The sequence below is a fragment of the uncultured Slackia sp. genome (assembly GCF_944321625.1).
In the GTDB taxonomy this organism is placed as follows: domain Bacteria; phylum Actinomycetota; class Coriobacteriia; order Coriobacteriales; family Eggerthellaceae; genus Slackia.
On the sequence record NZ_CALUMA010000017.1, the window covers coordinates 1 to 22,539 of the forward strand.

Annotated in this window: 19 protein-coding genes and 1 pseudogene; 15 read left to right on the forward strand and 5 right to left on the reverse strand. The window is 60.8% G+C overall.

The genetic code is table 11. The annotated features are described in order from the left end of the window. The 3 genes and pseudogenes from Q0J60_RS01415 to Q0J60_RS01425 all read left to right on the forward strand — a co-directional run. Positions 1 to 566 (forward strand): annotated as a pseudogene (locus tag Q0J60_RS01415) (carbamate kinase); the annotation flags it as partial. Between the two features lie 53 nt (positions 567 to 619). Further along, on the forward strand, positions 620 to 1,615 hold the full coding sequence (locus Q0J60_RS01420; RefSeq protein ID WP_294438415.1) for an NAD(P)-dependent oxidoreductase: 996 nt from the start codon (positions 620 to 622) through the stop codon (positions 1,613 to 1,615). Between the two features lie 193 nt (positions 1,616 to 1,808). Beyond that, on the forward strand, positions 1,809 to 2,657 hold the full coding sequence (locus tag Q0J60_RS01425) for an MBL fold metallo-hydrolase (protein WP_294438416.1): 849 nt from the start codon (positions 1,809 to 1,811) through the stop codon (positions 2,655 to 2,657). A 127-nt stretch (positions 2,658 to 2,784) separates the two neighbouring features. Here the strand turns inward: Q0J60_RS01425 and Q0J60_RS01430 are convergent, their stop codons facing one another. Then, positions 2,785 to 4,251, reverse strand: coding sequence for a sodium:solute symporter (locus Q0J60_RS01430; RefSeq protein WP_294438417.1), 1,467 nt, complete (start codon positions 4,249 to 4,251; stop codon positions 2,785 to 2,787). Positions 4,252 to 4,555: 304 nt separating this feature from the next. Here Q0J60_RS01430 and Q0J60_RS01435 point away from each other — a divergent pair, with 304 nt between their 5' ends. Then, a complete protein-coding gene (locus tag Q0J60_RS01435; RefSeq protein WP_294438418.1) occupies positions 4,556 to 5,743 on the forward strand; it encodes a helix-turn-helix domain-containing protein in 1,188 nt (395 codons plus the stop codon). A 41-nt stretch (positions 5,744 to 5,784) separates the two neighbouring features. Here the strand turns inward: Q0J60_RS01435 and Q0J60_RS01440 are convergent, their stop codons facing one another. After that, positions 5,785 to 5,955 (reverse strand): hypothetical protein, encoded by a 171-nt coding sequence (locus Q0J60_RS01440; protein ID WP_294438419.1) that lies wholly within the window; start codon positions 5,953 to 5,955, stop codon positions 5,785 to 5,787. 350 nt (positions 5,956 to 6,305) lie between these two features. Here Q0J60_RS01440 and argF point away from each other — a divergent pair, with 350 nt between their 5' ends. The 5 genes from argF to arcC all read left to right on the forward strand — a co-directional run bounded on the left by argF (position 6,306) and on the right by arcC (position 12,592). Beyond that, positions 6,306 to 7,322: an ornithine carbamoyltransferase gene (argF, locus tag Q0J60_RS01445; RefSeq protein WP_294438420.1), complete on the forward strand. Its 1,017-nt coding sequence runs from the start codon at positions 6,306 to 6,308 to the stop codon at positions 7,320 to 7,322. Between the two features lie 253 nt (positions 7,323 to 7,575). Continuing rightward, entirely contained in the window at positions 7,576 to 9,105 is a 1,530-nt protein-coding gene (locus Q0J60_RS01450; protein WP_294438421.1) for a YfcC family protein, read from the forward strand. A 275-nt stretch (positions 9,106 to 9,380) separates the two neighbouring features. Beyond that, a complete protein-coding gene (locus Q0J60_RS01455; RefSeq protein ID WP_294438422.1) occupies positions 9,381 to 10,241 on the forward strand; it encodes a dimethylarginine dimethylaminohydrolase family protein in 861 nt (286 codons plus the stop codon). Positions 10,242 to 10,607: 366 nt separating this feature from the next. Further along, the gene (locus Q0J60_RS01460) at positions 10,608 to 11,624 is read left to right on the forward strand and encodes an NAD(P)-dependent oxidoreductase (RefSeq protein ID WP_294438423.1); all 1,017 of its coding nucleotides are present in this window, start codon (positions 10,608 to 10,610) and stop codon (positions 11,622 to 11,624) included. A gap of 14 nt (positions 11,625 to 11,638) precedes the next feature. Next, positions 11,639 to 12,592, forward strand: coding sequence for a carbamate kinase (gene arcC / locus Q0J60_RS01465; protein ID WP_294438424.1), 954 nt, complete (start codon positions 11,639 to 11,641; stop codon positions 12,590 to 12,592). A 337-nt stretch (positions 12,593 to 12,929) separates the two neighbouring features. On the opposite strand, the gene Q0J60_RS01470 is transcribed toward arcC, so the two are convergent. Then, on the reverse strand, positions 12,930 to 14,189 hold the full coding sequence (locus Q0J60_RS01470; RefSeq protein WP_294438425.1) for a glutamate-cysteine ligase family protein: 1,260 nt from the start codon (positions 14,187 to 14,189) through the stop codon (positions 12,930 to 12,932). A 447-nt stretch (positions 14,190 to 14,636) separates the two neighbouring features. Here Q0J60_RS01470 and Q0J60_RS01475 point away from each other — a divergent pair, with 447 nt between their 5' ends. The 4 genes from Q0J60_RS01475 (at position 14,637) to Q0J60_RS01490 (ending at position 19,008) form a co-directional block, all read left to right on the forward strand. Continuing rightward, the gene (locus tag Q0J60_RS01475) at positions 14,637 to 15,065 is read left to right on the forward strand and encodes an arginine repressor (protein ID WP_294438426.1); all 429 of its coding nucleotides are present in this window, start codon (positions 14,637 to 14,639) and stop codon (positions 15,063 to 15,065) included. Between the two features lie 244 nt (positions 15,066 to 15,309). After that, positions 15,310 to 16,023, forward strand: coding sequence for a hypothetical protein (locus tag Q0J60_RS01480; protein WP_294438427.1), 714 nt, complete (start codon positions 15,310 to 15,312; stop codon positions 16,021 to 16,023). A gap of 207 nt (positions 16,024 to 16,230) precedes the next feature. Further along, positions 16,231 to 18,207: a YgiQ family radical SAM protein gene (locus tag Q0J60_RS01485; RefSeq protein ID WP_294438428.1), complete on the forward strand. Its 1,977-nt coding sequence runs from the start codon at positions 16,231 to 16,233 to the stop codon at positions 18,205 to 18,207. Between the two features lie 63 nt (positions 18,208 to 18,270). Beyond that, positions 18,271 to 19,008: a putative ABC transporter permease gene (locus Q0J60_RS01490; RefSeq protein ID WP_294438429.1), complete on the forward strand. Its 738-nt coding sequence runs from the start codon at positions 18,271 to 18,273 to the stop codon at positions 19,006 to 19,008. A gap of 33 nt (positions 19,009 to 19,041) precedes the next feature. On the opposite strand, the gene Q0J60_RS01495 is transcribed toward Q0J60_RS01490, so the two are convergent. Both Q0J60_RS01495 and Q0J60_RS01500 read right to left on the reverse strand, forming a co-directional pair. Next, positions 19,042 to 20,040, reverse strand: coding sequence for an asparaginase (locus Q0J60_RS01495; protein WP_294438430.1), 999 nt, complete (start codon positions 20,038 to 20,040; stop codon positions 19,042 to 19,044). A gap of 149 nt (positions 20,041 to 20,189) precedes the next feature. Next, entirely contained in the window at positions 20,190 to 20,399 is a 210-nt protein-coding gene (locus Q0J60_RS01500; protein ID WP_294438431.1) for a hypothetical protein, read from the reverse strand. 99 nt (positions 20,400 to 20,498) lie between these two features. On the opposite strand from Q0J60_RS01500, the gene Q0J60_RS01505 reads away from it, so the two are divergent. Then, entirely contained in the window at positions 20,499 to 21,455 is a 957-nt protein-coding gene (locus Q0J60_RS01505; protein WP_294438432.1) for a DMT family transporter, read from the forward strand. Between the two features lie 256 nt (positions 21,456 to 21,711). Further along, a partial coding sequence (locus tag Q0J60_RS01510) for a CHAD domain-containing protein (protein WP_294438433.1) occupies positions 21,712 to 22,539 on the forward strand: 828 nt, incomplete at its 3' end.

The following is a 22,539-nucleotide window of genomic DNA, read 5'->3' on the forward strand; positions in this document are numbered from 1 at the left end:
ACCCCACCAAGCCCGTGGGCGCGTTCCTCACCGAGGAGGAGGCGAAGGCCAAGGCGGCCGAGACCGGCTGGACCTACAAGGAGGACGCGGGCCGCGGCTGGCGCCAGGTGGTCGCCTCCCCCAAGCCCCGCCGCATCGTCGAGTCCGACGCGATCCGCGACCTGTTCGACGCGGGCTACGTGGTCGTGTGCACGGGCGGCGGCGGGGTCCCCGTCTTCGAGGCGAACGACGCCTACACGGGCGTGCCCGCCGTCATCGACAAGGACCGCTCCGCGGCGATGATGGCCGCGACCTTCGACGCCGACATGCTGGTGATACTGACCGCGGTGGAGAAGGTGGCCGTGAACTTCGGCAAGCCGGACCAGAAGGACATCGACGTCATGGACGCCGAGCAGGCCCGCGACTACATCGAGGAGGGCCAGTTCGCCCCCGGGTCGATGCTGCCCAAGGTGGAGGCCTGCCTGGAGTACGTCGAGGCGCGCCCGCAGGGCAGGGCCCTCATCACCTCGCTCGAGTGCGCGGCCGCCGGCCTGCGCGGCGAGACGGGCACGGTTATTACCGCTTAGCCATTAAAGTGCCGGCAGTGCTGTCGGCACTTTTGCTAGAAAGGAGATGCAGCATGAAAGTTCTCATCAGCGATCATCCCGAAATGCTCATGCCGGATCATGAACTTGAGACGGCGACGCTCAAGGCGGGATTGGGAGACGACTTGCAGGTGGATGTGCTGGCCTACACCGAGGACATGCCCAAAGAGGTGCTCTACGATGCGGTCAAAGATGCCGATGCCCTTCTCACCGGCTTTCTCACGTGTGATGAAGCGCTCATGAGTCACGCTCCGAAGCTCAAGGTCATCTCCATCAACTCAACGGGCTATAACCTCGTAGATTTGAATGCCGCTACTGCGCGCGGAATCGGCGTTTGCCCGGTGGGTGAGTATTGCACTTGGGATGTTTCCGAAGGCGCAATTGCGTACATGTATGCTCTGAACAAGAACATGAAAGCGTACATGTACGATTTGGAACGCAACCGTAAATGGGATTATCTCGCCGCCCCCATCACGCCGCGCATAGAGGATCAGACGCTTGGCATCGCTGGCTTCGGCAAGATTGGCAAATGCACCGCGCGCAAGGCAAAGGGACTGGTGAAGCGCATACTTGTTGTGCGCGACCCCCACTGCACTCAGGAAGACTATGATGCGGCAGGCGTGATTCCTGTTGAGCCTGAGGAGTTGTTCCGTGAGTCCGATATCATCGTCAATCACATGAACCTAACCGACGAGAACTATCATTATTTCGATGCGCGCGCGTTCTCGATGATGGAGCGTCATCCCATTCTGATTAATCTTGGACGCGGCCAGCACGTCGATGAGGATGCGCTCATCGAGGCGCTTGAAAGCGGTACGGTTCGCGCTTTTGGCGCGGATGTTCTTTACGGCGATCCGCCGGTTCTCGAGAACCACCCTCTGCTTGATCGCCCGAACGTAATCGTCACTCCTCATACCACGTGGTATTCGACTACGGCGATCGAGACGCTTGAGCGCATATCTTCCCAGAACATCGTATATTTCCTTACCGGTCAAAAAGATAAGGTGTTCAAGCTGGTGAACGAAGTGTAGCGTTTACTCACAACTACGTGCACGGCATTACTGAGGTGCGTTGCGTATTATTGCGTGACGCACCTTTTTCGTATGTGGCGATAGTTCTCAGCGATAGCTTGTGTGTGCTTGGGGGCAACAGTGAGAGGCTCATTGTGGTGCTTGACGGGGTATGATGTCGATGCTGACGTTACATGCGAAAAGGTGGGCATCCGTGGGTTATGACGACTGGTATATCGTAAGCTCTATCGACGATGATACGTGGGTGATCAGCGAGCCCCATCATCCTGAATGTTCGCACTTTTATCTATTGCGAGGAATCAATCCGGATGGGACGTTCGATAACGTGCTTATCGATACCGGTCTCGGGTTCTTCTCTATCAAGCCTCTTGTAGAGTCGCTCACGTCGGGTCCGGTGCGAGTCTTGCTCACGCATACTCACTGGGATCATATCGGCGGTTTGCGCGACTATCCCGATTTCGCCGTCCATGAGGCCGAGCGCGATTTGCGCCACCCACCGCTCCCGCTCTCTAAACGAGTGTTGCGCATGGTTGCCACCGAGGAAAATGCGGAGCTTCCCGAAGGGTTCGACCTAGACGCCTATGAAGCGTACATCGCCGAGCCAAAACGCGTACTTCACGACGGCGATCGGATCAAGGTAGGGAATCGAACCCTGGAAGCCATCCATACGCCCGGTCATTCTCCTGGCGGCGTTTGCTATTTCGAACCTGAACGCGGCTATCTCTTCAGCGGCGACCTCATATACGGAGCGTGTCTTTACGCACAATTCCATACTTGCGATTTGGGTCAATACGAAGAATCGGTGCGCAGAATTGCGGCGCTTGAGGGAGTGGGGCGAATTCTGCCTGGGCATGACTCTATGGATATCGGCGTCGATTTGCCTGAGCGGATTGCGGCGGCATTCGATGACCTCAAGTCAAAAGGCTTATTCAAAAAGGGCACGGGTCGTCATGACTACGACGGATTCTCGATCAACCTGGGATCGCCCGCCGAAAAGGCGTTGCTTGCTGTGGCAGGGTGTTTCGACGCGCTGCTCTCATAAGTAAGTCTTGCTGGAATGAATGGCTAAGCCAGACGGAAGAAAATACGAGGACCCCGCGTTGTGCGGGGTCCTCAGTCGTTGATGTCGAGGTGTTTGCCAAAGCGCGCTTGCGCGGCTTTCGCGTCAGCTATTTGGCTTCGACGTCGGCTGCTTCCATCTCGGCGAGCTGCTTTTCGAGCTCTTCGTCATCGAGCGGAGAATTGATGCGATTCTTCTTGTCGATGGCATTGACTAGAGCATAGGAAACAAGGCCGCTGAGCATGCCCGCAACCGTAGGAATGGAACTGGATGTTCCAAGGGTGATGAAGCAAACGGTGACTACAATGCCACCGACTGCCAACGAAACCAGGCCTGCCTTGGGGCTGAAGCGCTTGAGGATGAAGCTCGCCACCAGGGGCACGAACACGGCGCCAGACAGGTAGCCGTAACTAATGTCGATACCGGCGAGAACGTCGTTAATCCACAGGGCGCATACCATGACGATAACACCGATGATGAGAGCGCATACGCGAGTAACGTTGACTTCGTGCATCTTGGTAGGCTTGTTATTAATGAATCGCACATACACGTCATTGTAGAGAACGGTAGAGGAGGCAAGGATGGTGCCGCTCGATACCGACATGGCAGCTGCCATCGCGGCCGCCAAAATAATGCCGCGTACTCCTTCGGGGAGGAACGTTGCCACGCCAATTACAAAGGCATCGCCGGTGTTGGACAAGTTGGGCAGCAAGGCAAAAACGCTCATGCCGATAATGACGGTTGCAAAGGCGTAAAGGATGGAATAGATGCCCGCCAGAATAGTGCCGCTTTTGGCTACTTTCTCACTTTTCGCGGTAAAGATGCGCTGCCAGATGTCCTGGCCGATGATGAGACCGGGCACATAGAGCACGACGTAAGCGAAGCTGCGGTCGAAGCCCATATTGGTGGGATCCATGTATCCCTGCGGAACCGCACTTACGAGGGCGTCCCATCCACCCGCCGCGGCAATGCAGAAAATAGGTGCCAAGATGACGACGCCGATGGTTTTAACCACGAACTGCACGATGTCGGTCATGGTGACTGACCACATACCGCCGACGAACGTGTAAACAATGACGATGCCGCCGCCCGCAACCATGGAAAGAGTGGGGTCCACTCCCAAAACTCCGTGGATAACGGTGCCGATAGCGAGAACCTGCGTAACACTCAGGGCAAGTGTATAGATGAGCGTCAAAACGGAACTAAAAATACGCGCGAGAGGACCGTAGCTTTTTTCTACAACCTCATTAACGCTCAGCGCGCGCAATTTCGATAATTTACTAGTGACAAGAAATCCAGCAAGAATCAGGCCAATGCCGATACTTAGGTTAAGCCAGATGCCGCCAAAGCCAAAGTTGTAGCCCAATTCGGCGCTGCCGACCGTCGATCCTCCGCCAAGCGCCATTGCGGCCATGCAACCAAAGAATAACGGGAACGACAGTCGCCTGCCTGCTACCAGGTAATCTTCCTTGGTCTTGGCGAATTTTGCGCCGAGGAATCCGACTGCGATGATCACGATGAAGTACAGCGCGATGATCACAAAGTCGATGGTTGAAAGAGATGCCAGGCCTTCCATTGCCTCTCCTTTCAGGAGTATCGCATGTGGAAGCCGAATGAAACCCAAGGAGAGGGAGCGAACCCAGCTTCCGAATGCGAGCACGCAAATATCCGCATGACTTTTCTAACATGCGACACGTGCATGGATCAGTTTGCTGGACCCGTTGATTATAACACCGCGAGGATGAACTTATTGGAGAGGTCTATAAATAGGGTGTCAATACATCGCTTCGAGTTGTGGCTTCCTCCAGCACCAAGGCGCCGTGCGCACTGGAGGATGGTACAATCCCACCCATGTTCTTCTGTGGGAAAGGATGCCATCCATGATCACCGTCGCCGACATCATCGCCTTGCCTGCATTCAGCCGCATTCGCCTGCTGGCGCCCATTCCTCATGCGGGCTCGCGGCCGGTGCATAACGTGGGCATCATGGACGTTTCCCCTGAATACGATGGCTACAACGTGTACGTGCCCGGCGAGTTCATCGTGACCAACCTGGGCTTCGCCAACGGCGATTCCAACGAGGCCGATACGGCCCTCATCGCCATGATGGCGCGCGGGGTTTCGGCGATCGCCATCAAGACCGTGTACAACCCGCCCATCACCGACCGCGCGCGCAAGGCGAGCGAGGAGTTTGGCGTTCCCGTCTATATATATGATGGCGCCTATCACGAGATGGTTGCCTACCAGGCGCTCGACCTGATTCGCCGCGACGAGCAAGAATCCAACAAGAGCGAAGCCATCGACGACCTGCTCTCGGGGCGTGAGCCTAAAGCGGTGCGCAAAGCCATGTACGACATCGCGGGCGCATCGGGCTCGTCTGTGCGCTGTGTAGCCATCGCGCCTACGGCGATGGAGGGGAAGGGCGCTGATGATTTCTCGCTCCATGCCGCGTTGGGGGCGCTTCGTCAGGCGCTGCCCGAGTTCGTGAACTCGCATTCCGATGTCGATTCGGCGTTCGCGTGCCGCTACCACGGCGTGCTGCTGCTGTTCGTGTCCTACGACGCGCACGTGGTGGGGGCGAACTCCAAGGCGGCAATCAAGGATTTGGTGGCCTCTATCGGGCCGCTCTCATGCGGTTTTGGCGATGAGGTCCCGCTGACCGACGGCGATCTGACGGTACGCCAGGCGCTTGCCCTGCTCGAACTGGCGCGCGAGAGGGGAGTGGCGTCGCTCGAGTGGTTCGATGCACAGTCGGATGCGTTCACGCTCGCCGCCAAGCAGGACCGCCTCTTTGTGCGCACGAGCGCCACATATCTCTCGCGCCTGCGCGATTACGACTCCGCGAACGATTCCGAGCTCGAGGCGACGGCGGAGGCGTTCGTGAACTCGTTGGGCGACATTAAGGTTGCCGCAGACGAACTATTCCAACATCCCAACACCGTGCGTTACCGCTTGCGCAAAATCAAGGCGCTTATGGGCATGCCCGAGGTGAGCGACCGCGAGTTGATGGTGTTTTTGACGCTGGTGTTTTTAGGGCGTGAGAAGCGGGGAACGGACCTCGTTTCATAAGGTTCGCGCACGCGTCTTCGCGGCCAAGCTCCAAGGGTTTTTCATGCGGACTGCAACGTTTTCGTATGCGCGTTAGCAGGCGGTGCGATGCCGCTCGCCGCTTCAGCACGCTGCCGCTCTACTTCGCTAAAGTCCTGTTCAGAGCCTCTTTTTCGAAAAACATACGTCACCACCGCATAATTTTTACGGGTCATTTCAGGGCGCCCAATCATCGAAACGCCTTATGAAACGCAGGGTGCGCGATAGGCTTTGTAAATGCGTACAAAACATGCCGAATCGATTTGTCCGGCTATCCATAGGCTGGATGAAACCAGGGGTCTAAACTATGCGGCGTTGGGTACGAGCCCCAATGAAATGCGCGCAAGAACGCGCATCCGCCGCGCAAAGCGGCACCACATGAACACTTCCTATTGGCGAGCGCATGAAGCGCACACAAGGTTGGCTATATCGCTTCGGGAGAAGCGTTTAAAGCACGCCTTACCTGCCAGGAGGGGTTGCCTTTCGTTTCAAGGCAATGCCGTCGGGGATAAGGACGGGATAATCCAGACGAAAGGAGCAACGCATGACGGAATCGGTATTTCAGGGTCGCCACCTTCTCTCCACGCGTGACTACACCAAGGACGAGCTGATGTGGCTGATCGGCTTCGCCGAGCACCTGAAGGATCTCAAGAAGCGCAACATCCCGCACCACTACCTCGAGGGCAAGAACATCGCCCTGCTCTTCGAGAAGACCTCCACGCGCACCCGCGCCGCCTTCACCACCGCCTGCATCGACCTGGGCGCCCATCCCGAGTACCTGGGCAAGGGCGACATCCAGCTCGGCAAGAAGGAGACCGTCAAGGACACCGCCAAGGTCCTGGGCTCCATGTTCGACGGCATCGAGTTCCGCGGCTTCAAGCAGGAGCATGTCGAGCAGCTGGCCGAGTACTCCGGCGTGCCCGTGTGGAACGGCCTGACCGACCGCGAGCACCCCACCCAGATGCTGGCCGACTTCATGACCATCAAGGAGCACTTCGGCAAGCTCGAGGGCCTCACGCTGGCCTACTGCGGCCAGGGCCGTAACAACGTGCAGAACTCCCTCATGATCACCTCCGCCATCCTGGGCGTGAACTACGTCAACGCCACCCCGGCCGAGCTCGAGCCCGACCCGGCGATCGTCGAGCTCGCGCAGAAGTTCGCCGCCGAGTCCGGCGCCACCATCCGCGTGACCAACGACCCCGTTGACGCCGTGCGCGGCGCCGACGCCGTGTACACCAACGTGTGGGCGGCCATGGGCGAGGAGTCCCAGTTCGCCGAGCGCGTGCGCCTCATGAGCCCCTACCAGGTCAACGCCGAGCTCGTGAGCCACATCAAGAACCCCGACTGGATCTTCCTGCACTGCCTGCCGGCCTTCCACAACGCCGAGACCGAGTACGCCGCCAAGATCAAGGAGGAGCACGGCATCGAGGCCATGGAGTGCACCGACGACGTGATCTACAGCGAGCACTCCGTCTGCTTCGAGGAGGCGGAGAACCGCATGCACACCATCAAGGCCATCATGGCCGCCACCCTGGGCAACCTCTACATCCCCCGCGTGTAGCGAAAGGGATGCCGCGAAGCGGGCCGGGCGTGCTGCTGGATCGCGCCTCGGCCCCGCCGAGCGGGCCCTCTCCACGCGACTCGCGCACTTCTGAGAAAGGGCGCGCGAGGGCGCCGAAACTGATGGCATAAGGGGTCCCAAGGCTCTTGCACCCTTCGAATCTTGGGAATGCCGCGTCCTTGCGCGCCCAGTCCTGGTGTGCGCCTCCATCCTATAAATCGGGCTTAGGGCCCACGCAGAGAAGGGGGCTTCCATGGCAGAGCAAGTGGAAGCGAAGACTGAAAAGAAGAAAGAAAAGAAAAAGTTCCAGATGCCGAACACCTACGTGATCCTGTTCGTGATCATCGGCATCATCGCACTCCTTACCTGGTTCGTTCCGGGCGGCGCGTATGACCTCACCGAAGAGGGCGACGCCATTGCCGGCACCTACCATGTAGTCGAATCCAACCCGCAGGGTCTGTGGGATATCTTCATGGCGCCTGTCACGGGCATGCTTGGATCCGACACCGTTGACGGCGCAATCGCCATCTCCCTCACCATCCTGCTGTTCGGCAGCTTGCTTGAGATGATGGACAAGACGAACGCCCTCAAGATCGCCATCAAGCGCATCACCAACGCGAACAAGAACAACATGGACGTTCTGATCGCCATCCTCGTGATCATCATGTCGTTCTTCGGCACCTTGGAAGGCGCTTATGAGGAAGGCATCGTGTACTTCCTGATGTTCGTTCCGGTCATCCTGGCGCTCGGCCTTGACACCGTGACCGCCATCCTGATCGTTGTTCTGGGCACTCAGGTGGGCTGCATCTCCTCGGTTGTCAACCCGTTCGCAACGGGCATCGCCTCCGGCATCGCCGGCATCTCTCCCGGTGAGGGTATGCTCGAGCGTCTCGTCATGTTCGTGCTCTTCGACGCCCTGGCGATTCTGCTCATTTGCCGCTATGCCAACAGGGTGAAGAAGCATCCCGAGAAGTCCCTCCAGTTCTTCCGTCGCGAGCAGGACCTCAAAGAGTTCCCCGCCGCCGACGACGAGGACCTGTCCCTGACCGGTCGCCAGAAGGGTGCTTTGGCCCTGTTCATCCTCACCTTCGTGTTCATGATCATCGGCCTGACCCCGTGGACGTCGCTCAACCCCGACTGGACGTTCTTCGATGACTTCGTAGCCTGGGTTGCCGCCACGCCCATCATCCGCAACATCCTCGGTACCGACATGACCGCGTTCGGCAACTGGTACTTCCCCGAGCTGTCTATGATCACCTTGATCATGGTCATCCTCATCGGCGTAGTCATGCGCTACAACGCCGACGAGATCATCGACACCATCCTCAAGGGTGCTGCCGGCCTGGTCTCCACCGCGTTCGTCGTGCCGCTGGCTCGAGGCATCCAGGTCGTTATGGACAACGGCCAGATCACCCCGTCCATCCTGCATGCCTGCGAGGGCGCCCTGGCGTCGCTGCCTCCCGTGGCGTTCGTCGTGGTGGCTCTGGTGTGCTACTTCCTGATCGCCTGCCTGATTCCCAGCTCCACCGGCCTCGCCGCCGCCACCATGGGCATCATGGGCACGCTGGCCACCTTCGCCAACGTGGACGTGTACATCATGGTCATCATCTACCTGATGGCGCTCGGCCTCGCCAAGATGATCACCCCGTGCTCTATCGTGGTTATGACCTGCACCTCCGCCGCTCACATGAGCTATGGCGATTGGGTCAAGCAAGTCGCCCCGATGGTAGGCATCCTGTTCTTGGTTTGCTGCGTCTTCCTGTCAGTGCTCGTACTGATCTAGCGGTTTCGCCGTTCTTCCGAACGGCGAACGAGCCGCCGCTGCGGTCGAATCTGGCGGCCGGCTAGCTCCCTCCGAGCTCCGGTCACGTGCAAAGCACGCTCCCTGCGCCTGTCGGGGCTATCCGACTCGCCAGATTCGCCCTCGCTGACACTTCGGCGACCTGCGAGGTGGACCAATTGCTACCTGCAAGGTTTTGTTGTTAGCATCTTTTAGGAACCCGTGCGGAGCACCGCACACTCCATACCCTGGCCAAACTCGAGTGAAAGGACTCAAACATGGCTGAAGAAGAGAAGGTATACGTAGTCGACGCTACCAGCCCCCTGCACAAGGTCATGATGTGCTCGCCGGCGTACTACACGTTCAACGGCATCAACGTCATCACCGCAGAGTGGATGAAGAAGGGCGACACCGAGAAGAACGACGTCATGGTCAAGGAATGGCAGATGCTCGTTGACGCCTACAAGGACAACGGCATCGAAGTCGTCGAGGTTGAGGCCAACCCCGAGTACCAGGTCATGACCTTCGCGCGCGACTACGGCTGCATGATTAAGGAAGGCGCCGTGATCGGCCACTTCCGTCATCCCGTCCGCCAGGTTGAGGCCGCTACCTACGAGGCCAAGCTGAAGGAGATGGGCGTGCCCATCGTCGCTCGCGTCAACGCCGGCTGCATGGAGGGCGGCGACTTCTGGATGATCGACGAGCACACCCTGGTTTGGGGTATGGTCGACCGCACCGACGAGCAGGGCGTTGCCAGCCTCCGTCATCAGCTTGAGAAGTACGGCTACACCGTGGTTGGCGCTCCCTGCCCGCCCGACAACCTGCATCTGGACATGATCTTCAACATCGTTGCTCCTCAGGTTGCCCTGGCCTGCATCGACCAGCTGCCCTACAACTTCCTGCAGATGCTGAAGCGCCGCAAGTTCGAGCTGATCCCCGTGGCCAGCGAGGACATGTACAAGCACGGCTGCAACGTGCAGTGCATCGGCAACAACAAGGTCGTTGCCATCGAGAAGAACAAGCACATCAACGACAAGATGCGTGCTCTGGGTATCGAAGTCATCGACGTGCCTCTGGATCAGATTCTGCATGCGGGTGGCGGCCCCCACTGCCTCACCCAGCCGATCGAGCGCTACTAGTTTCGTTGCGCCGGCCTGCCCGGCCGGCGCTTCTTCCCTAGGAGACGTTGCGAAGGCGCTCGCGCCGTTGCGCGGCGGCCGGGCGCACCATCTAGCCCCTTGTGTATGGCTCTGCGTGTGCGAAGCACACTTGGCCATGCGGCGGGGCTATCTGGAGCACCGGGCCGCCGCTCGCTGTTTTTGGTGCGGGCGCGAGGTCGCATCTGAAGTGCGAGCTTTCGTTCGCTGTTGTGCGGCTGTTCGTGCGTCTCTGTGTTTGAAGCGTTGGGCGCTACGCGTCTTTTGAAACAATCTGCCTCTCAAAAGCCGCGCACCGCCCAACGTGGCGGGTTATCCATTCCCCGTTCTTGTTAGGAGGGAATCCCTATGAAAATCCTCATTAGCGACTACATCGATTCCATGATGCCCGATCACGAACTTGAGACCCAAACGCTCAAAGAAGGCTTGGGCGAGGACATCGAGATCGAGGTGTACGCCTACACCGACGAGAATCGTGAGGAGTTCTATGAGCATCTGAAGGATGCCGACGCCCTGCTTACTGCCTTCACCAAGATTGACAAAGAGGCCATGGAGCATGCTCCCAAGCTGAAGGTCATCGCCATCAACGCAACCGGATATGACAACGTTGACATGGAAGAGGCCACTAAGCGCAACATCGGCGTGTGCCCGGTGGGCGAGTACTGCACGTGGGACGTGTCGGAGGCCGCCATTGCCTATATGTTTGCGCTGAACAAGAGCTTTAAGTTCTATCAGCGGCAAATCGAAGTCGAGCACAAGTGGGATTACGCCGCTGCCCCCGAGCTTCCGCGCATCGAGGATCAGACGCTGGGCATCATCGGTTTTGGCAAGATCGGCAAGTGCACCGCGCGCAAGGCAAAGGGCATCGTGGGCCGCATCATCGCCAACGATCCCTTCATTGACAAGAACCTGTTCGCCGAAAACGGCGTTGAAGAGGCGGACGTGGACACTCTGCTGGCCGAGGCCGATATCATCGTCAATCATATGAACCTCAATGAGACGAACTACCACTACTTCGATGCTGAGAAGTTCGCCAAGATGAAGAAGAAGCCCATCGTTATCAATCTGGGTCGCGGCCTGTGCGTGGACGAGCCCGCCCTGATCGAAGCGCTGGATTCGGGTCAGATTCGCTCGTTCGGAGCCGACGTGCTCTATGACGAAACTCCCGACCTGGCGAACCATCCGCTTGTCGGCCGCGACAACGTGATCATTACGCCTCATTCCGCGTTCTATTCATCTTCTTCGCTGCGTGATCTTGAGGTGTTTTCTACCCGCAACATCGTGTATTTCCTGACTGGCCAGAAGGACAAGCTGTTCAAGCTGGTCAATCAGGAAGTTGAAGTCAAGGATTGCCGTGAGGCATAGGAAAAGGAGCTAACATGCCTTATCAGAAAGGATCCGGCAAGTCCGTGGTCATCGCGCTCGGCGGCAACGCGCTGGGCAACACGCCGCAGGAGCAGCTGGAGCTGGTGAAGAACACCGCCCGCCACATCGTCGACATGGTGGCCGAGGGCATCAACGTCATCGTGACCCACGGCAACGGCCCCCAGGTCGGCATGATCAACAACGCCTTCGCCTACGCGAGCGCCAACGACGGCAACGCCCTCGAGATGCCCTTCCCCGAGGCGGGCGCCATGAGCCAGGGCTACATCGGCTACCAGCTCTCCCAGGCCATCCTCAACGAGATGCGTCGCCGCGACATCATGCGCTCCACGGCCAACGTGGTGACCCAGACCGTGGTCTACCCCGACGACCCCGCCTTCGAGAACCCCACCAAGCCCGTGGGCGCGTTCCTCACCGAGGAGGAGGCGAAGGCCAAGGCGGCCGAGACCGGCTGGACCTACAAGGAGGACGCCGGCCGCGGCTGGAGGCAGGTCGTGGCCTCCCCGAAGCCCCGCCGCATCGTGGAGTCCGACGCGATTCGCGACCTGTTCGACGCGGGCTACGTGGTGGTGTGCACGGGCGGCGGCGGCGTGCCGGTCTTCGAGGCCAACGACGCCTACGCCGGCGTGCCCGCCGTCATCGACAAGGACCGCTCCGCCGCCATGATGGCCGCGACCTTCGACGCCGACATGCTGGTGATACTGACCGCGGTGGAGAAGGTGGCCGTGAACTTCGGCAAGCCGGACCAGAAGGACATCGACGTCATGGACGCCGAGCAGGCCCGCGCCTACATCGCCGAGGGCCAGTTCGCCCCCGGCTCCATGCTCCCCAAGGTGGAGGCGTGCCTGGAGTACGTGGCCGCCCGCCCCGACGGCAAGGCGCTGATCACCTCGCTCGAGTGCGCCGCCGCCGGCCTGCGCGGCGAGACGGGCACCATCATCACCGCGTAGATTGTTCCGGCGTTCTGCCGAACGCCGGAACTGCTCGATGGGGCGCTGCGACGCTGCGCGGCGGCCGGGCGCCCCATCTAGCCCCTTGTGCATGCCTCGGCGCGTGCTGCGCCGCACCGCGGCGCGCTCCCTCTCGGTCGCACAAGAATGGGACTAAACAGGCCACCGGCCTGTTTACTGGCCATGCGGCGGAGCTACCTGGGACACCGGGCCGCCGCTCGCTGTTTTGCCCGGTGTCTCAAAGATTTTGCGATCTCAGAGGCGGGAATGTTAAAGGGGCGTCGCGATTGGCTCGCGACGCCCCTTTTTCGTGCGGGGGTGAAGTTTTACCGAAGCACTACCTCAGCGCCAGGTCGGCAAGTGTCGTGCGGTTGCGCACGAGTTCGGCTAGGGGCTTGAGGTAGTCCTTTTCGTGCGGGGCAATCTGGAGAAGCCCGCGGCGAGCCAGCTCCACAAGCTCCTCGCACATCTCGCCCGCATCGCGGTCGTACACGAACGCGCGATAGCCCCGCTTCATAAGGGCGGTCTTCGCGTCCTCCACGTCGCCTTCGCGAATGCCCGCGCACGACGCCGCGAGCGCGTCGAGAGAATCCTCGCAGTAGAACAGGCCTTTGATGAGCGCCGCATATGCCATGACATAGGGAATGGGCATGGCGTCGGCGGGGCGGATTTCCACGTAGGTCTTAAGGCGCACGTCGGGGAACACCATGGAAAGCGCGTGTTCGGCCTCGGCGCGGGTCATGGGCGTGTGCGCGTAGATTTCGCCGAAGGTGCGGGTGTCGTAGCGCGCCTCGCCCTGCTCGTCGAGCACCACGATGGCGGGCACGTCCAGGATGTAGTCGGCGTACGCGTCGAATCCGAATCCTTCGTCGAGCATGCCGGGCACGGTGTTGCAGCGGTCGGGGTCGCAGTAGCGCCAGATTTCAGTGCGCATCATCGGATGCGGGCGGCGAGCGCCTTCAAAGTAGGGGGCGTTGTCGCACATAAGTGCGAACAGGGGAGCAAGCACACATGCCACGCGCGCTTTGCGCACGCAATCCTCTTCGCTCTGGTAGTCGATGGAAATCTGCGTGGAGGCGCTGCCGCGCATCATGCGCGGGCCCCAGGGCGAAATGGAGGAGAGATACGTATTCATGTAGTCGTAGCGCGCCTTGGGGATGAGCTCCTTGTCGGCGGCGCGGTTCACCGGGTCGTATCCGATGGTGAGGGCGCGGCCGTCGACGGGTGCGAGCGCCGCATGCACGTCTGATTCGAACTCGTTGAACACGCGGTTCGCTTCGTCGATGGAGCCGAACGGTCCTGCGGAAAGCTCCAGCTGGGCTGCGGGCTCGATGGTCACGCTCATACCGGGGCGTGCCACGCCCAAAAGGTCGCCGTCGTGCACGGTGGTCTGCGGATAGCGCGCCGCAAGCGCTTCGAGCACGTCGCGCACGCCGTCGGGTTGGCTGTATGACAGGGGATCGCCGGTGTTATCCACCAGGATGTGCTCGAGTTCGATGCCCAGACGTTTGGAGGTGCCGGAGCACCCGTTTTCGAGAATCGATCGGATGATTGCTTTGTTCCGCGCGCGGGCGGGTTGGTCAGAGAACGTATCCATGGGTCGCCTCTCTCGCGATTCGTTTTGTGCGACATGGTAGCGCATTGCCTCGCGTCGTCGAGGCGAGACAATGCGCATTCACCAAGCCGTCGCTTTCTCGTTGAAAAACGCTGCTGCACGCGTGGGCGGTTCGTTGCCCCGACGGGGGCGGAGCTCCTGCGCCGAAGTGACGGACCCTTTGCCTCAACCGCGTCTTGTACGCGTTCGGCAAAATGAATACCCCGATGGCAAATCAGGCTATTCTGCATTATTTCGCGGATACAATTGATGATTCATGCATCAAAGTGTATCCTTTCAAACGTTAGACATTTCTTTGTGAACAGGGCGAATTCCTCTTTGGCGGACGCGATGGGCGCGCCGCGCAGGGCGGGGTTTGCCGGAAACAGCAAGAAACTGAAACAGTGCTTGAGCCGCGCGACGGCTGAGGGCTTGATAGAGGAGGAAAGCATGACGAAGCGTGCTGTGCGCCATGATGTGATTCGCGACATCATCCGACGCGGCGGAATCAAGACGCAGCGTGACTTGGTGGACCAGCTGCGTGAGGAGGGGTACGACTGCACGCAGGCGACGGTCTCGCGCGACATCGCCGGCATGGGGCTGGCCAAGTCTCGCGACGGGTACTACGTGCTTCCTGAGGACCTGCGCCTCCAGCGTATGGTGGGCGAGCTCGTCGAGGGGGTCGACGTGGTGAACAACTTCCTCGTGGTGCGCACGCCCTCCGGCATCGCCAGCGGCGTTGCCGTGGCACTCGACGCGGCGCGCCTCAAGGGCATCGCGGGCACGCTCGCCGGGGACGACACCATTTTCGTGATGTGCTACACCGAGGACGACGCCAAGAAGGTGGCCGAGATCATTGGAAGGCTGAGGGACCGCTAGCGAATCGCTCCAAGGGCGAACCGGGTGCTTCGGGCGCACGCCTGCAGCCTTGGATTGGCGTTCGATACGACGCGTAACGTATCGGCAACTTCAATATGGAAATGCGGGACGGCGCCCCAGGTGCCGTCCTTTGTTTGCTATAGTGCGAAGTCGGTTTATTGTTCGTCGGCGGGTGGCGTTTGCCTCCTGCACGCTATACGCGCGTTTCGCATCGCTTGCGCGGCGCGCAAAGGAAAGGCATTGCATGCGAACCTTCAAGATCGTGTCTAAAATCGCCGTGCTGGCATGCGCGGCTTGCTTTGCGGCATCTTTGCTCGCTTCGTGCGGCACTGCTCAGCAGCAGGTTGACGCCGCCCAGCTGAACCGCGAGTACATGTCCAGCGTGAACCGCATCAGCAACGAGGCCTCCGAGGATCTGGCTACGTTCAGCCAGGCTGCCAGCCAGGGCGATCTTGCCGCCATGCGCATCGCGGCCGGCGACGCCTCGGAGACGTTGGGCAAGATTTCCGACCTCACGGCTCCTGATGCCCTCAAGGAGGTTCATGAGGAGTACAAGGCTGGCGTGGTCGATTTGAGCAAGGCGCTCGACCAGTACATCGAGCTGTATTCCTCGGTCGCCAACAGCGCGAGCGGCGCGGATGCCGCGGAGCAGGGCGATGCGACGGCCGATGCGGATGCCGCGACGTTCGACAAGGCGGCCCTTGAGGAGGTTCAAGAAACCTACCAGAGCGGTATCGACCACCTCTCTAAGGCCGATTCCATGGTTGCCCAGATCGCGGGCGGCGGCCAGTCCGACCAGAATGCGCAGGGCGGCCAGGCGGCCCAGAGCATCCAAAACGCGACGGGCGGTCAGCAGGGTGATGCCCAGGCGGATGGTCAGGCTCAGAATGGCGATCAGGCTCAGGGCGACGCGCAGTCGTCCGACGGCGGCCAGTCCCAGGATGGCCAGGCTGCGTAATCGGGCATTGCTGCTGAAAGGGGCGGCGGAAGGGTGCATCCTTCCGGCTTGCCATCATGTTCATTCGGCCATCGTGCGCCTTGCGTGCGGTGGCCTTTTTGCGAATGGCGAAGATGTTCGCGGGCGCGCCATGCGGAGGGTGCCAAAACGCATCCCTCGCGGCCGGCCTTGCGACTGCGGCGCGTTTGCAGGATTGGAGTATTGCGCATGAACGGGACGTTTCTTCCCCTATCCGCTGATGAGGCGCGTGAGCGCGGCTGGGATGCCGTGGATTTCGTCTACGTGTCGGGCGATGCGTACGTGGACCATCCGTCGTTCGGCATGGCCATCATCACGCGCGTGCTGGAGGCGGCAGGCTATCGCGTGGGTGTTATCGCGCAGCCCGACTGGCGCGACCCAGCGAGCGTGTGCGTGTTCGGCGAGCCGCGCCTGGGGTTCCTCGTGTCGGCCGGCAACATGGACTCCATGGTGAACCACTACACCGTGAACAAGCTGCCCCGCTCGACCGACGCGTATTCTCCCGGCGGACGTGCGGGCGCACGGCCCAACCATGCTGCCGCGGTGTATGGCAATCTCATCAGACGCACCTATAAGCACACGCCCATCATTCTGGGCGGCATCGAAGCCAGCCTGCGCCGCCTCGCTCACTACGACTACTGGTCTGACAAGCTCAAACGCTCTATCCTCATGGACTCCGGCGCCGACATCGTGAGCTACGGCATGGGGGAGCGCTCCATCGTGCAAATCGCCGACGCGCTGGCGGCCGGAATCGCGGTGAGCGACATCACCTACGTTGAGGGCACGGTATACCGCACGCGCTCGCTCGAGGGCGTTGAGGATGCCGTGATTCTGCCGCCGTTCGAGGAGTTGCAGGCGGATAAGCTCGCGTACGCGAGAAGCTTCAACGTGCAATACGAGAATTCGGATCCGTTCACGGGTAAGCGCCTGGTGGAGGAGTATCCCCATGGCGTGTTCGTGGTGCAGAACCCGCCCGCCAAGCCGCTTTCGCGCGAGGAGCTTGACGCGGTGTATCGGCTGCCGTATGCGCGCACCTATCACCCCGTCTACGAGAAGGACGGCGGCGTGCCCGCCATCAAGGAGGTCAAGTTCAGCCTCTCGTCGAACCGCGGGTGTTTCGGCGAGTGCTCGTTCTGCGCGCTCACGTTCCATCAGGGGCGCATCGTCACGTCGCGCAGCAAGGAATCGCTGGTGGAAGAGGCACGCGAGATGTGTGCCCAGCCCGATTTCAAGGGCTATATCAACGACGTGGGAGGTCCGACGGCCAACTTCCGTGCGCCGGCGTGCGCCAAGCAGCTCAAGCACGGTGCTTGCAAGCACAAAAGCTGCCTGTTTCCGCAGCCGTGTCGCCAGCTTGAGGCCGACCATTCCGACTATCTGGACGTGCTTCGCTCGCTTCGTACACTGCCGGGCGTGAAGAAGGTGTTCGTGCGCAGCGGCATCCGATTCGACTACGTGCTTGCCGATTGCGAGCATGGCGAAGAATTCGTGCGCGAGCTTGCCGAGCATCACGTGAGCGGGCAGCTGCGCGTGGCGCCCGAACACGTGTCGGATGCGGTGCTGCGCGTGATGGGGAAGCCCGAGAACGCGGTGTACGAGAGGTTCTGCACGATGTTCGAGCGCGCGACGAAGGCGGCGGGCAAGAAGCAGTACGTGGTGCCGTACCTGATGAGTTCGCATCCGGGCTCCACGCTCAAAGAGGCCGTGGCGCTCGCGGAGTTCTGCCGCGATCTGGGGTACATGCCCGAGCAGGTGCAGGATTTCTACCCCACGCCGTCCACCATGAGCACGGCGATGTATTACACGGGCGTCGATCCGCGCACCATGAAGCCGGTATATACGCCCAAGAGCTCGCATGAAAAGGCGATGCAGCGTGCGCTCATCCAGTATCGCAATCCCAAGAACTACGACCTCGTGCTTGAGGCGCTGCGCCGCGCGGGGCGCATGGACCTGGTGGGCTTTGGACCCGAGTGCCTGATTAGGCCGCGTAAAGGCAAGGGTTCATCCGCTTCGTCCGGTAGGGGCACCTCCAAGGGGAAGGGGCCGAAGGCGAGTCAGAATACGGTTCGCGGAGATGCGATATCGCGCAAGGGCAGAAGCGGCGGCAAGGGGAAAGCCGCCTCGCACAAGGGGCCGCAGCGTCAGGGGCGGCGCAAGCAAAGGTAACGTATTGGAATCTGATTGTCGCGGGGGCGCGGGTGCCGTATTCGTCGGTGGGATAATGTACGAATGCGGACGATTTCTGACATATCATCTTCCCCTCGTCATGCGGCAGGGCCGGCGCAGGACGCCCTCGATTCTTCGCGCGCGGAGTCGTGCGAGAATCCGGTCACGCTGTTCAACCTGTTCTGGATCTTCGTCGTTTGCAGCGTGATTGGGCTGGTGGTTGAAACCCTGGTCAGCTATCCCATCGACGGGGTGTGGAAGAATCGCGCCGGACTGGTATGGGGGCCGTTTTCGCCCATTTATGGCGTGGGCGCCGTGCTGATGACCATGGCGCTGCACAAGCTGCGTGCGCGCCCGGCATGGGAGTCGTTTGTGGTGGCGGCGCTCGTGGGCGGCGCGTTCGAGCTGGTAGCCGGCTGGTTTTGGAAGAACGCCTTCGGCATCGTGGCGTGGAGCTATATCGACCAGCCGTTCAATATCGGCGGGTACACGTGCCTCGGCATCGCCATCGTGTGGGGCATCGCCGGCATGGCATGGATCAAGGTAGGGCTTCCGCTTGCGATGCGCTTAATTGCCGCCATTCCGCCCAACGCCCGCGTGTGGCTCACGGCGTTTCTTGTGGCGTTTCTGGCGCTCGATGTGGTGGTTACGCTCGCGAGCTTCTCGTTCTGGTTCGATCGTCAGGCGGGGCTGCCCATCACCACGGGGGCGGGGCAGTTCTTCGCCCAGTATTTCGGCGACGAGTTTATGACGAACCGCTTCCAGACCATGAGCATGTGGACCGAGCTGGCGCAGAGATAGCGTGACGCGCCTCGGTCTGAGGGGGATCCCTTGCTACATAGGCAGGCGGTCGTGGTTGATGGGGCGGTAGAACAGCTCGCGCAGCTCGCTCGCATCGCGCGTCTGGCCGAGCGCCCACATGGTTTTTGCCACCAGCGCCTCGGTGGTCATGTCGTCGCCCTTGAGGATGCCGGGGTGGTCGGCGTAGGCGCGGCCGACTTCGTATACTCCCAGATCAAGTCCTTCTTCTGGCACTTGTGTGGTCAGCACTACCGTGCGGCCTGAATCCACCCAATCGAAAATCGCGCGCTCGTAGGAGGCGTCCTCGTATTCGGGGATGCCTCCGATGCCGAACGTCTCCAGGATGACGGCGTCATAATCGCGCGCCAGAAGTTCGAAGATGGACGGGTGCATTTCGGGCGTGAGCTTGAGCACGATGACGCGCTCATTGAGCGCATGGTAGAACACGGGGCCGGCTGGTGCGGCAGGCGCTGTTCCTGCGCGTACGATGCGCTCGCCGCGCACCATCGCCAAGGTGGGGAAGTTCACGCTGATGAACGCGTTCGCGCTCATGGTGCGCTGCTTGCGGGCGCGCGTGCCGGCGATGACTTCGCCGCCGAACACCACCGCCACGTCGTGGGCGGTATCGCTTGCGGCATAGAGCACGCTCTGGAACAGGTTGAGCTTGGCATCGGTGAAGGGGTTGGCCATCGGGCGCTGCGATCCGGTGAGTACGATGGGCTTGGGGCTATCCTGCACCAGGTACGAGAGCGCCGCCGCGGTGTAGGCCATGGTGTCGGTGCCGTGGAGGATGACGAACCCGTCGTAGGCGTCGTAATGCTCCTCAACGCAGGCGGCCATGCGCAGCCAGTCGCGCGGACGCATGTTGGTGCTGTCGATGTTCATGAGCTGGATGATGTCCAGATTGCACACCTTTGCGATCTCGGGCACATAGCCCGCCAGCTGCTCGCCAGTGAGGGCGGGTGCCAGGCCGTTGCCTTCCTCCGCCGAAGCGATGGTGCCGCCCGTGGCTATCATCAGGATGTTCTTCATGGCTCTTCCTCCATGGCAATGCCAGATATGAGTACTTCGGCCACGGATTATATGACATGGTAGGCGGCAGAGGAATCCCGTCATTTTGACGCTAAAAACCAAGTTTTGGCGTCTGATTGGCGTCAAAATGACGGGATTCCTCGTCGGGCTCACTCGCTCTGCTCGTTATCTTTGCGCGTAAGGCGTTTGGCGCGCTGCTTTTCTTCCATTTCGCGGGCGATGGCGTCCATCTTCTCTTCGACCTCGCTTCTGATGCCGAAGAGCGTGCGGCCGCTGGAAATGCGCGGCGGGGTTTCGCCCGTCGCCTGGATGCGTAGCTGCTCGCGAATGAGTTCCCATTTTCTTTCGAAATCGTCCATGCGCGCATGATAGCGCAAGGGCGGCGCGACGGGTATCATGCGTTCTACGAAATAATTCGGGCGCGGAAAACTCAACAAGCAGAAGAAAGGCAACGGGCTTTGAGGTCGGCGAGCAAGACGGACATGGCGGAATCGGGCGCATCATCTGCGCGCGGCGCATTGGGCGGGGCGCATGCGTTTGCGCTGTTCACGGTGTTCGTGTGGGGTTTTACGTTCGTATCCACCAAGGTTCTGCTGGAGGATTTCGCGCCTATCGAAGTGTTGTTCGGGCGCTTTACCATCGGCCTTGTCGCCCTGTGCATCCTGCGCCCGCACATCCTGCGTCTGCAGAAACGCTCGCATGAGTGGCTGTTCATCGCAGCGGGCATCACCGGCGTGACGCTGTATTACCTGATGGAAAACGTCGCGCTTACCTTCGCCAATGCATCGGTGGTGGGCGTGCTCGTGGCAGTGTCGCCACTTTCCACCACGGCGATTGCGTTCGCGCTGGGCCGCGAGAGGATAAGCGCCAGGTTCGTGGCGGGCTTGATCGTAGCGCTTGCCGGTGTTGCGCTGGTGTGTCTGGGCGGCGGAAGTGCGACGTTCAGCATCCCGGGCGTCGTGCTCGCGCTGGGCGCGGCTCTCATGTGGTCGCTGTATTCGACGCTGGTAAAGCGCATCTCCGATTTGGGTTATGAGACCATCGCTTCCACGAAGCGCACATTCGTATGGGGCATCTTGTTCATGATCCCGCTTCTGCCGCTAATGGGTGCGCAGCCCGACGTGAGCCGGCTGGCCGATCCGCTCGATGCCGCCAACCTGTTGTTTTTGGGCCTTGCCGCCTCTGCGGGATGCTTTGCCACCTGGGGCATCGCGGTGTCACGTCTGGGCGCGGCCAAAACGAGCATCTACATCTACCTGGTTCCCGTCATCACGGCTGCGGCTTCTGCCGCGATTCTGGGCGAGCCCATTACGCTTGCCATGGCTGCGGGCATCGTGCTCACCATTGCCGGATTGGCGCTCTCGGATGAGAGGCTGAGCGTGGCTTCGATTCGAGGCCGGAGAAGCGACGGGTAGTTCAGCTGTTGCGTGCATCGGCATGGCGCTCGCGTGGAACGAAGGGGAGGGTTCGCGCTTCAATTTGCCACCGGGCGGCAGCGCGCATCAATAGGGTAACGGCCCGGCCTCATCGGGCCTGTTACGGGGTACAATCGTTCCAGAGGAAACAGGCGAGCGCATCCCGGCGCGATCAGCGGCCCTTTGTGCCTGCAGCGCCCGGTTGCCTCGCCAATCAAGCGGCATGCTGCCGCGAAAAGGAACCAGGAGGTGCGCCATGGCCAAGACGCTGATCCTCATTCGACACGGAAAAGCCCTACCGCGCGAGACGTGGAAGGAAGACGATGCATTGCGGCCCCTTTCGGGCGGCGGCGAGCTCTCCATGGAAGCGCGCCTGCCTTCCGCGTTGTCACTGATTGACGAGGGGGTGGCATCCGGGGGAATCGAGGTGTGGTCGAGCCCCGCGCTGCGCACGATGCAGACCGCGCAGATCGTCGCACGTATCCTGGACGCGCCCGAGCCCGAGGCGCACGAGTGCTTGCTGAATCAGGATGCCGAGGCGTTCTTGGGCGAATTCGAGGCAAGCGAAGCATCCTGCGTGATTGCCGTGGGGCACAATCCCTTCATTGACGATGTGGCGGCGCGCCTGTCGGGTGTGAGGCTGCCTATTTTCACGGGCGCGACGGTGGCGCTGCGCGTTGAGCGTGGGGCGGCGAGGTCGACTAGGCCGAGTGCGCGGCTTCTGTGGTTCGTCCAAGGCCCCAAGGCCAGCAGATGGGCCACGCTTGCCGCCATGGAAGGCGTCCTCGCACGGGCCTACGATACGGTGAACGCGCGCCTGCTGGCGTTCTTCGAGAATCCGCAAGACCCCGAAACCATGCATAAATTCCGCGTGTCCATTCGCACGATGCGCAGCCTGGTGGCATTCGCCGAGCCGTTTATGAAGCGGAGTCAGGCCAAGGCGATGCAGCGCAATCTGCGGACGGTGGTTCGCTGGACTTCGCGTCTGCGCGAGCTCGACGTGCTTCACGACCAGGCGGCGTCGATGGAGACGCCCTGTGCCGAACTGGCGGATGCGATTGCCAAGGCCCGCGATGCCGAGCGC

Coding starts and splice junctions, on each gene's coding strand:
- Q0J60_RS01420 (WP_294438415.1), top strand. CDS start 620: ATGAAAGTTCTCATCAGCGATCATCCCGAAATGCTCATGCCGGATCAT.
- Q0J60_RS01430 (WP_294438417.1), bottom strand. CDS start 4,251: ATGGAAGGCCTGGCATCTCTTTCAACCATCGACTTTGTGATCATCGCG.
- Q0J60_RS01435 (WP_294438418.1), top strand. CDS start 4,556: ATGATCACCGTCGCCGACATCATCGCCTTGCCTGCATTCAGCCGCATT.
- Q0J60_RS01440 (WP_294438419.1), bottom strand. CDS start 5,955: ATGATTGGGCGCCCTGAAATGACCCGTAAAAATTATGCGGTGGTGACG.
- argF (WP_294438420.1), top strand. CDS start 6,306: ATGACGGAATCGGTATTTCAGGGTCGCCACCTTCTCTCCACGCGTGAC.
- Q0J60_RS01450 (WP_294438421.1), top strand. CDS start 7,576: ATGGCAGAGCAAGTGGAAGCGAAGACTGAAAAGAAGAAAGAAAAGAAA.
- Q0J60_RS01455 (WP_294438422.1), top strand. CDS start 9,381: ATGGCTGAAGAAGAGAAGGTATACGTAGTCGACGCTACCAGCCCCCTG.
- Q0J60_RS01460 (WP_294438423.1), top strand. CDS start 10,608: ATGAAAATCCTCATTAGCGACTACATCGATTCCATGATGCCCGATCAC.
- arcC (WP_294438424.1), top strand. CDS start 11,639: ATGCCTTATCAGAAAGGATCCGGCAAGTCCGTGGTCATCGCGCTCGGC.
- Q0J60_RS01470 (WP_294438425.1), bottom strand. CDS start 14,189: ATGGATACGTTCTCTGACCAACCCGCCCGCGCGCGGAACAAAGCAATC.
- Q0J60_RS01475 (WP_294438426.1), top strand. CDS start 14,637: ATGACGAAGCGTGCTGTGCGCCATGATGTGATTCGCGACATCATCCGA.
- Q0J60_RS01480 (WP_294438427.1), top strand. CDS start 15,310: ATGCGAACCTTCAAGATCGTGTCTAAAATCGCCGTGCTGGCATGCGCG.
- Q0J60_RS01485 (WP_294438428.1), top strand. CDS start 16,231: ATGAACGGGACGTTTCTTCCCCTATCCGCTGATGAGGCGCGTGAGCGC.
- Q0J60_RS01490 (WP_294438429.1), top strand. CDS start 18,271: ATGCGGACGATTTCTGACATATCATCTTCCCCTCGTCATGCGGCAGGG.
- Q0J60_RS01495 (WP_294438430.1), bottom strand. CDS start 20,040: ATGAAGAACATCCTGATGATAGCCACGGGCGGCACCATCGCTTCGGCG.
- Q0J60_RS01500 (WP_294438431.1), bottom strand. CDS start 20,399: ATGGACGATTTCGAAAGAAAATGGGAACTCATTCGCGAGCAGCTACGC.